Raw genomic sequence first — 9,435 nt, 5'->3', positions numbered from 1 at the left:
GGTATGTATATCAGGGTGAGTAAAAACGTTGAACTGGACAAGCCGATTCAGATTGTTTGGCTGACAACACCGCAACCTCAGAGCTATACCGTTGCATCAAGAGTCCTGATTGAGCTGGAACCCGGCAGTAAAGCACAGATTTTTGAAACGTTTACATCTGATGATGCGAAGCAAAATAGTTTTACCAACAATGTAACCGAAATGCTGTTGAGAGAGGGGGCTTTCCTTCAGCATTTCAGAGTTCATCAAGAGCAAGAAGATGCGCTGCATATTGGCGCTGTCCATGCAGGCCTGTATAAAAATGCAAAACTTAAAAGCTTTCATCTGGCACTAGGTGGCGCACTTAAACGGGTTGATGTGGCGGTAAACCTGCTGGGTGAGGGCGCTGACTCGGAGCAGTTTGGGGCTTATTTACTGTGTAATGATCAGCATATGGATTATCACACAAGCACAGAGCATTTTGTGCCTGACTGTACGAGTAACGAGGTGTTCAGAGGAATAGCCGGAGGCAGATCTAAAGCGGTGTTTAATGGTCGTATCCATATTCATGCGGGTGCTCAGAAAACATTAGCGAGGCTGAGTAATAAAAACCTTCTCACCAGTGATACAGCGGAAGTCGATACGAAACCGGAGTTAGAAATATACGCTGATGATGTGCAATGTGCCCATGGGGCCACAGTCGCCCAGCTTGATGAACTGGCCATTCACTACCTGCAAACCCGGGGCATTAGCAGGGCAAAAGCCAAAGCGTTGCTCAGTTATGGATTTGTAGCGATGTTGCTTGAGCAAGTACCTGAACCAGTATTCGCCGAGCACATTACAGCCATCATTAATCACTATTTTCAACGCCATTATTCGGAGGTGAATTGTGATGAATAACGTGATGAATAGCGGCATGCCAGCCAATGCTGTTGATGACTATGATGTGACATTACTTCGCATGGATTTTCCTATTCTTGATCACAAAGTAGGCGGCAAGCCGTTAATCTATTTTGATAATGCCGCCACTACGCAAAAGCCAGAGTCAGTTATAAAAGCGATGGATGATTATTATCGATGCATGAATGCCAATGTACATCGTGCAGCTCATACCTTAAGTGCGCAGGCAACTGATGCTTTTGAAAGGGCACGCCGTCATGTTGCTGCATTTATCAACAGCCCTTTTGTGGAGGAGGTTATTTGGGTTCGTGGCACAACAGAAGCGATCAATCTGGTGGCAGCAACGTGGGGACGAACTAACATACAGGCGGGAGACAGGATTCTTTTAACTGAGCTGGAGCATCACTCAAATATAGTCCCCTGGCAGTTACTGGCCAAAGAGAAAGGCGCTGAAATTATTGTCTTGCCAGTGACTGACGCTGGTGAGTTAGATCTGACGAATCTGGACTTACTATTAGATCAGAGGGTTAAGCTGGTGGCATTGGCGCATGCCTCTAATGCATTAGGAACGCGCAATCCGCTTGAACAGATTATTGAAAAAGCTCATTCCGTTGGTGCAAAAGTCCTGATCGATGGTGCACAGGCGGTGGCGCACTGGGACATTGATGTTCAGTCCTTAAACTGTGATTTTTATGCTTTCTCCGGCCATAAAATGTATGGCCCGACAGGGATTGGCGTTCTGTGGGGGAGGCGGGAACTGCTTGAAAAAATGCCGCCATACCAAAGTGGTGGTGAAATGATTAAGCGTGTCAGTTTTAGTGACACTAGTTTTAACGATTTGCCCTATAAGTTTGAAGCGGGCACACCCAATATAGCCGGGGCAATAGGCATGGGTGCTGCTATTAACTATCTTGGCAAGATAGATCGAAAGGCAATGTCTCAGTACGAGGCAGAGCTCTTAGAATACGCGGTCAGAAAGGTTGCCGACATTCCGGGAATAAACCGGGTAGGTACGGCGAAAGATTCAGCCAGTATTTTCAGCTTTACACTTGAAGGAGTACATCCAAGCGATGTCGGTACGATTCTGAATCAGCAAGGTATTGCTGTCAGAGATGGGCACCATTGCGCACAGCCACTGATGGATCGCTTAAACATCCCGGGAACTATCAGAGCATCATTTGCTTTCTATAACACGTTTGATGAGATTGATCAGTTTGTTGAGGGGCTGGTAAAAGCGAGAAATTTATTATGTCAGCGGCCTTCTTAACTATTTTGAAATGAAAACTTAATTCTACAATTGAGGAGGATAGGATTATGTCTGACAGACAAATCGTAACCACTGTAATGGACTGCCCGGGCCGGTTAGTGCCTGTGGGGGATCCTCTTATTATCCCGGCAAACACTTTTTTAACGGTGACCCAGGCACTTGGAGGGAATTACACGGTTGTCTATAACGGGAATATGGTCCGCATTGACGGTACCGATGCAGCGGCTATCGGCAAGGAGCCGGTACAGCTATATTTCGAACCACCGCTAGATGGACTCATCAGTAAAGAGCAGGTGTGGGAAGCATTACAAACGATTTATGACCCCGAAATACCTGTGGATCTGGTAAGGCTAGGCCTGATTTATGCTTTGGATATCAACGATGAAATTGGTGAGGTAAGTATTCAGATGACACTCACTGCGCCTGGTTGTGGTATGGGACCTATATTAATGGGGGATGTTGAATATCGTGTTTCCCAAGTGCCTCATGTGAAAAAGGTCAGAGTCGGGTTGGTCTTTGATCCTCCCTGGAGTCGGGAAAGGATGTCAGAGGAAGCACTCTTGGAAACGGGTTTAGTCTGGTAGCCGGCTACATTGATCGTTTAGATAAAGGTGACGAAATGAAAACACATCCTTTTGGAACAAAAATTAGTACTGATGACATCATAGGCACTTTAGCATTCTTTGATGACTGGGAAGATAGATACAAGTACATCATTGAGTTGGGTAAAGAATTGCCGGGGATGCCCTCTGAATGTAAAACGGATGATAAGCTTGTTGCCGGGTGTCAAAGCCAAGTATGGATTGAGTATTGTTACCATCATGGACGATTACAATTAAACGCTGATAGTGATGCATTTATTGTTAAAGGTTTGCTGGCAATTGTACTCGCGGCCTATCATGATAAGACCTACCAATATATTGGTGATTTTAATATCCGGGAATACTTTTCCAGACTCAACCTGCTACAACATCTGAGCCCCTCACGGAGTAACGGGCTGGTTTCTATGGTGAAACGAATACAGGATATAGCATGTGCATATCAAGCGACAAAAAAGGTGAGCTGAGAGATGTATCTGATGCCATTGGAAGGCCTGTGGCAGTGTGTGGCACACCAAAGTGTTATATTTTTCTGAGTCTCAATGGATACTAGGATTTTGTATGAATCTTGATAAAGCTAAAAAACGAATTGCGAAACAGGTCAAGAAAGGCTTTAAAGGCTATCCTCAAATCACATTATCGTACTTTGGTAAAAGTGTAGATTGTGCAACAGAAGTGGTTATTCAGTTTGCTCAGGGTGAGGACGAAGAAGTCCAGGAACAGCGCTTCAGGAGCGAAACGGACACCCGGGAAGATGAGGTTATTCAATCTGCCTTGCTCAAAATTATTGAGCGTGCCAATGTCAATTCGGTCATAGAAATTGCAGGCGTTTCTGTTCTTTAGCACTTTGCTTTTCCGGCTTGAAATTACCACTCAGTGATTGTGAGCACTCATGCATCTGATCCGGAAGAAATCAGGCCGGCCTGGATATTGACCATTTCCGTTATAATCTGGAATGTTTTTGCGCTGGGTCGACTTTCTGTGGGAAAGCTAAAGCGCTTCTAAATGATGAACAATAGTGAACTTTACAGCATTGATTTAGTCTGCTCATAAACGGCGAATTCACGCTCACCTCATGATGGAATAAATACTAAATGATAGATTACATAGCTGTTTTTATTACTTTTTTTGCAGTTATTGATCCGATTGGTACAGTGCCGGTATTCATCGCGGTAACCGATAAATACGATCAGAAAACAAAACGCCGTGTTGCTTTGCTGGCAACGATTGTTTCGGCATTTGTGTTGTTATTTTTTATGGTGGGTGGCGAGCTATTATTAAATGCATTGTCAATTCCGCTTCCCGCATTTCAGATATCTGGCGGAATAGTGTTGTTTCTATTCGCCCTAAATATGATATTTGGTGATAGTAAGCCCGATGAAGAGATAAAACTATTACAAAACTCCCATCGGGAAACCGCTATTTTTCCACTTGCTGTACCCTCAATTGCAAGCCCCGGGGCGATGTTAGCGGCAGTGCTATTAACAAAAAACTCTGTATATACTATTTTGGAACAATTACAAACAGCATTAGTGATGTTATCCGTTCTGCTTTTAGCTTACGTACTCATGCTACTGGCTGGTTTTATTAACAAACTGGTCGGTACTAGTGGTGCGAGTGTTATCAGCCGGGTCATGGGGTTGATTCTTACGTCTGTTGCTACCACCAACATACTCGCTGGCCTTGGTGAGTATTATAAATTTCTGCCCTCATAAACAGACCAGATATGAGACTCCTCAACTAACCACGGCTTAACAACTAACGCCGGACGCGTCAGCGGACAATCATAAAGTTAATTCCACTTAATGGAACAGCCCATCGATGGCGTTTGTTGATCGGGCCCTTTTCCTGTGGCAGCTATTTGGCGCATGGCATTAACAAGCTCTTTATCACGCTCAGTGGTGTTTTTCATGTTGGCATTGTCGAGCCTGCCGCGATACTGCAAGCCACCGTCTTTATTAAAGCCAAAAAAGTCGGGTGTGCAAACGGCACCATAGGCTTTGCCAACCGCTTGGTCTTCATCAATCAGGTAAGGAAATGCAAAACCATGTTTTTTGGCAAAGCGCAGCATGTTTTCAGGGCTGTCTGCCGGTACATGGCGGTAGTCATTGGACATTACCGCTAACACATTAATGCCTTCGGCCATGAGTTCACTGGTGTCTTGTGCGAGTCGCTCTGCTATCGCTTGTACATATGGGCAATGATTGCAGATAAAGGCGATAAGGAGGCCCTTTTCACCAAGATACTCTTTCATCTCATAAGCGCGTCCGCCAGGGTCTTTTAATGTGAAATCTACAGCTTGCCAGCCGAAATCACAGAGGGGAGTATCAAGCAGCATGTGGCGCTCCTGTTGTATTTAGTCCGGTTCCCGGTGAGATTCAGTATACGATAATCCTGCATACTGTCACCTTTACTTAATCGTTTTTTGGGGGGCGGGCGCTGCCCGGTGAGTTTACGCCTGTCAAATCAAAAGGCGCTGCGAAAAAGAACTGCAAAAAAGAAAGTGAGAAAGGAGGGGCAAAAAGAGGTAAGTTAGATTAGTGAGTTCATAATCACATAACGATGCGATAAGTATCATCATATTATCTATGGAGGTAATTATGAATACGAGATCAGTAGGCGTTGCGTCACTCATAGCTGCGGCTATCTTCATTACGGGATGCCAGCACAATCCTGTTTCTACCGCTCCAACCAAGAGCTTCGTTATCATTGGTGAATCTTCATCTACAGGTACTGATGCTGCCCAAGAACTTCAATTAGCCATCAATAGAACACAGACTGTTGGCTGTAAAGCTATCTCTGTGGGTGGCTATGGGGCTGCAAGTGAGGGCATGATTCTTGGTTTGGCTGCACTGATTAGCTGCCCAACGGGAGTGCATATTATTCCGGCCGGTTTCCCCTATGATGCAAACACAGGGCGCAAAATTCCGGTAGATCCGGCAGCCGTTCTGCCACCACCCCTGTCGCCTCCGCCTTAATGGTTGGACGTCTTCTTAAGGATTAGTAGGTAAAAGATTGGCCGCAGTAGCGGCCAATCTTACAATATTCAGCGTCGGCTTTGCCCGGTACGTCACTGTTTATGCTAAAAAAACGAGCGCCTTAAACCGCAATATATGTTCTATAAAAACATTTTAGTATTCAGAGGTTTGCTGTCGCCAAGCCACGTAATATACTTTGTGTGATCATCCAGATCATTACCGGTGACAGGATGGAGAAAAACGCTCAGTCCGTTACGGTTGAGGATCAGCCAGGGTAATACTTCACCAATTTGGTCTGCGCTGAAAGAGAGCTGGCAGCTCCATTCGGGATGCGGTCCTACTCGTTTTTGGTGAACCCTGCCCATGGCTACCGGTAGGTTATTCCGTGCATTTTCGCACAGGGATACTGCCTGATTGAGGCTGCCGGCATCAAAATAAACATGGGCGTGATAAGCAGAAATAGTTGCAGATTGGTTTGCCATAATCACTCCAGAGGCTACTGATGATTATAGTTAATCATAAATTAAAACGTTTGCCTTGTTTGTTTAATGCGTAATCAGAAGGATAGCGGACTGGCGCTCTTAAGAGTGAGCCAGTGGGCTTGGGATGAATTTAGGTAGTTCTGCTGATAGCAGGTCAATTAGCTTTTTGTATGCGGCTGAATGCATCTTTTTAACGTAAAGAGCCCGCGCTTTTTTGGCTCGTTTAATGATTGCTTGTAGATCGTTGTCGGTTAAATCTGTTTTATTGATAGATGTGTTCATGGGGGAACTCCATACGATGTTTTAATGTAGATGGATACTAGACTTTAATCGTACCCTTAACAAATGACTATTTTTCTACCCATAGGTTAGAAAAATTCATCTATCGATCCGTAGTTGGATCTCTGCTGATAACTTATAACTTATCGCTGTTAGCTACCCCGTGTTTATCTTCGCTTATTTCATGCTGCCTGAATAAATTTGTTACCTGGTTGACCTTTTTTGTTATTGAGATGATAGTTACAAGATAGCTAGGATAGGTGTATCTACTTATTCTTTGTTCAGCGCCCCGAGGTTGGTTCATCAGGTCGTTTCATAAAGCACAAAAAAAACAACAGGTTTGCAAAATGAATACAAAAATAATCACGCCCTCGCCTAATGCACATCAATATCCTTTGCTTATCAAAAGCTTGCTGCTTTCTGGCCAGCGTTATGAACCCAATCGTGAAATTGTTTACAGCGATGTTTTACGTTACGACTACAAAACGCTCAATAAACGTATCTGTAAGTTAGCCAATGTATTAACAGAGGCGGGGGTTAAAGCAGGTGATACAGTGGCGGTGATGGATTGGGACAGCCACCGTTATCTGGAAGCTTATTTTGCCGTGCCTATGATTGGTGCTGTGCTGCATCATGTGAATGTGCGTTTGAGTATCGATCAGATCATCTACACAATGCACCATGCGGAAGATAATTATGTGTTGGTGCATGATGACTTTTTAGTTCTTGCTGAGCAGTTTGGTGAGAAAATCCCAAGTGTGCGGGGTTATGTGCAGTTATCTGATAACACTACGCCAGCTGAAACAAGTTTATCTACACTAGGCGAGTACGAGGGCTTACTGGCCAATGCCTCTGACCAGTATGATTTTCCGGACTTTGATGAGAACTCAATTGCCACCACTTTTTATACCACCGGTACTACAGGCAATCCTAAAGGCGTTTATTTCTCGCACCGGCAGTTGGTGTTGCATACATTGAATACGGCAGCAACGGCCGGGTGTTATGAGGGCCAGCCAATGTTGCGCTCAGATGATGTCTATATGCCAATGACGCCTATGTTCCATGTGCATGCATGGGGTATACCTTACGTGGCAACGATGATGGGTATTAAGCAGGTGTACCCTGGCCGGTATGAGCCGAATAAGTTGGTTGAATTATTTGCTAAAGAGAAGGTGACTTTCTCGCATGGTGTGCCAACCGTGCTGCAAATGATTCTGGACTGCGAGGCGGCGAAAACCACTGACTTAAGTGGTTGGAAAATGCTGACAGGCGGTAGTGCACCGACGTTGGGTATGGCTAACCATATGGCCGAACGCGGTATTCTTTTCTTCACGGCGTACGGTATGTCTGAGACGTGCCCGATAGTGACGGCTACCTATCTGCATAGCGATGAACTTAATCTGCCGATGAGTGAGCAGATGCCCTATCGTATTAAAGCCGGCGTGCCTGCCGGCTTGGTGGATATTCGGATTGTTGATCCCGCTGGTAATTATGTTCAGCATGACGGTGAGGCGATGGGCGAGGTGGTGGTACGCGCTCCGTGGCTAACACAAGGTTATTACAAAGAACCAGAGAAGGGGGATGAGCTGTGGGCTAATGGTTGGCTTCATACCGGTGATGTGGCTTCTATCTCCGTTGATGGCACGCTTGAAATTAAAGACCGTATTAAAGATGTGATAAAAACAGGCGGCGAGTGGATATCCTCTCTGGAACTTGAAAACCTCATCAGCCAGAACGAGGCAGTCAATCAAGTGGCGGTTGTCGGTGTGCCGGATGAGCGCTGGGGTGAGCGTCCTTTTGCGATGATTGTCGCAGCAGAAGGGCATTCGGTTGATGCGGCAGGTATCAAGCAGCATCTACAGCAATATGTGGAAAGTGGCCAGATTGCTAAATGGGCGATTCCTGAGCGGATCAGTATGGTGACCGAGATTCCTAAAACCAGTGTGGGTAAGGTTAACAAAAAGTTGATTCGTGATCAGGTAGACGATTAATCACCTATACTTTTTAATTACATCCACAGGATTCCAAAAAAAGATTACAGGCGCGTTTTACGCGCTTGTTTTTTATCAGTCTTGATAAAAATCATAGATGAATAGAATGTGATTAATCGTTAATTTTATTCATGACCTTTGATGTTGACCCCACCGGTTCATCTCCCTAGAATGCACTCAGTTTTTGGTAATCCTGTTGTAAAGCAGGATTTTAAACGGGAAGTTGGTGCGTACTGTTATTTTTTAGCATGCATTTTTTAACAGGCAAAGCCAACACTGCCCCCGCAACGGTAATCGAGTTAAGACATTACAACGCCACTGTGTGATACATGGGAAGGCGTAATGTTGGGATGATAGTCCACTCGAAAGTCCGGAGACCGGCCTCAGACACTACTCAGTCGGCATAGCGGAGGGCTAATGCAACGGCAGCACATTCCTGTAGTTTTTGTTCTGGTTCATTGGCTGGTTCATGTTTTGCGGTTGTCGTGTTTCTGTTCATTCGTGCTCGTTATTGCCGTTAATTTAATCGGCGTGCGGCGGGCACGTACAGGACACAATCTGACCCATGAAAAAACTTCCCAACACCGTTCTGGCAGCGGCGTGCTGTTATTCCTCTTTGGTTGCAGCTGCGCAACCAACCCTCCTCAATGAAGTAGTGGTTACCGCTTCCCGAACAGCTCAATCCGTTGACGAAACACTGGCTTCGGTCACCTTGATCACGCGTAAAGAGATTGAACGTTCACAGGCAATTACTGTGGCTGATATATTGCAAAAGACGCCTGGCGTGATGATCACCAACAGTGGAGGTATCGGCAAAGCGAGTAGCATTTATCTGCGTGGCACATCCACTAAAGACCTGTTGATACTGATCGATGGTATACGTGTCGGCTCGGCAACATTAGGACAGGTCAGTGTTGAGGATCTTAACCTGAGCCAGGTCGAGCGTATTGAAATTGTGCG

12 protein-coding genes and 1 riboswitch are annotated in these 9,435 nt (G+C 45.4%); of the genes, 9 read left to right on the top strand and 3 right to left on the bottom strand.

From position 1 onward, the window contains the following. From sufD to ABY436_RS17245, 6 genes are all read left to right on the top strand, one after another. Positions 1-879 (top strand): Fe-S cluster assembly protein SufD (gene sufD, locus ABY436_RS17270; protein ID WP_372740173.1); only part of this gene is annotated, 879 nt, incomplete at its 5' end. After that, complete coding sequence (locus tag ABY436_RS17265) at positions 872-2,146, top strand: aminotransferase class V-fold PLP-dependent enzyme (protein WP_372740172.1); 1,275 nt, start codon at positions 872-874, stop codon at positions 2,144-2,146. The genes sufD and ABY436_RS17265, both read left to right, overlap by 8 nt. A 47-nt stretch (positions 2,147-2,193) precedes the next feature. Next, a complete protein-coding gene (gene sufT, locus ABY436_RS17260; RefSeq protein ID WP_372740171.1) occupies positions 2,194-2,730 on the top strand; it encodes a putative Fe-S cluster assembly protein SufT in 537 nt (178 codons plus the stop codon). A 35-nt stretch (positions 2,731-2,765) separates the two neighbouring features. Further along, entirely contained in the window at positions 2,766-3,212 is a 447-nt protein-coding gene (locus tag ABY436_RS17255; RefSeq protein ID WP_372740170.1) for a SufE family protein, read from the top strand. A 94-nt stretch (positions 3,213-3,306) separates the two neighbouring features. Next, positions 3,307-3,588: a hypothetical protein gene (locus ABY436_RS17250; protein WP_372740169.1), complete on the top strand. Its 282-nt coding sequence runs from the start codon at positions 3,307-3,309 to the stop codon at positions 3,586-3,588. A gap of 251 nt (positions 3,589-3,839) precedes the next feature. Beyond that, entirely contained in the window at positions 3,840-4,460 is a 621-nt protein-coding gene (locus ABY436_RS17245; protein WP_372740168.1) for a MarC family protein, read from the top strand. Between the two features lie 77 nt (positions 4,461-4,537). On the opposite strand, the gene ABY436_RS17240 is transcribed toward ABY436_RS17245, so the two are convergent. After that, positions 4,538-5,083 carry a thioredoxin family protein gene (locus ABY436_RS17240; RefSeq protein WP_372740167.1) on the bottom strand — a complete coding sequence of 182 codons (546 nt, stop codon included), beginning with the start codon at positions 5,081-5,083 and terminating at the stop codon, positions 4,538-4,540. A gap of 262 nt (positions 5,084-5,345) precedes the next feature. Here ABY436_RS17240 and ABY436_RS17235 point away from each other — a divergent pair, with 262 nt between their 5' ends. After that, on the top strand, positions 5,346-5,723 hold the full coding sequence (locus tag ABY436_RS17235) for a hypothetical protein (protein ID WP_372740166.1): 378 nt from the start codon (positions 5,346-5,348) through the stop codon (positions 5,721-5,723). A 140-nt stretch (positions 5,724-5,863) separates the two neighbouring features. Here ABY436_RS17235 and ABY436_RS17230 read toward each other — a convergent pair whose 3' ends face one another. Together ABY436_RS17230 and ABY436_RS17225 are read right to left on the bottom strand one after the other, a co-directional pair. After that, the gene (locus tag ABY436_RS17230; RefSeq protein ID WP_372740165.1) at positions 5,864-6,205 is read right to left on the bottom strand and encodes a DOPA 4,5-dioxygenase family protein; all 342 of its coding nucleotides are present in this window, start codon (positions 6,203-6,205) and stop codon (positions 5,864-5,866) included. A gap of 99 nt (positions 6,206-6,304) precedes the next feature. Next, on the bottom strand, positions 6,305-6,487 hold the full coding sequence (locus tag ABY436_RS17225; protein ID WP_372740164.1) for a hypothetical protein: 183 nt from the start codon (positions 6,485-6,487) through the stop codon (positions 6,305-6,307). A 344-nt stretch (positions 6,488-6,831) separates the two neighbouring features. On the opposite strand from ABY436_RS17225, the gene ABY436_RS17220 reads away from it, so the two are divergent. Both ABY436_RS17220 and ABY436_RS17215 read left to right on the top strand, forming a co-directional pair. Then, the gene (locus ABY436_RS17220) at positions 6,832-8,475 is read left to right on the top strand and encodes a fatty acid--CoA ligase (RefSeq protein ID WP_372740163.1); all 1,644 of its coding nucleotides are present in this window, start codon (positions 6,832-6,834) and stop codon (positions 8,473-8,475) included. A gap of 168 nt (positions 8,476-8,643) precedes the next feature. Next, positions 8,644-8,876: riboswitch (cobalamin riboswitch) on the top strand. 164 nt (positions 8,877-9,040) lie between these two features. Continuing rightward, positions 9,041-9,435: TonB-dependent receptor plug domain-containing protein (locus tag ABY436_RS17215; RefSeq protein ID WP_372740162.1), on the top strand; the 395-nt coding region annotated here is incomplete at its 3' end.

The organism is Neptunomonas sp., assembly GCF_041601355.1.
GTDB lineage: Bacteria > Pseudomonadota > Gammaproteobacteria > Pseudomonadales > Balneatricaceae > Neptunomonas.
The sequence above is the reverse complement of the archived record's forward strand: the minus strand, read 5'-3'. Positions and strand labels throughout refer to the sequence as shown.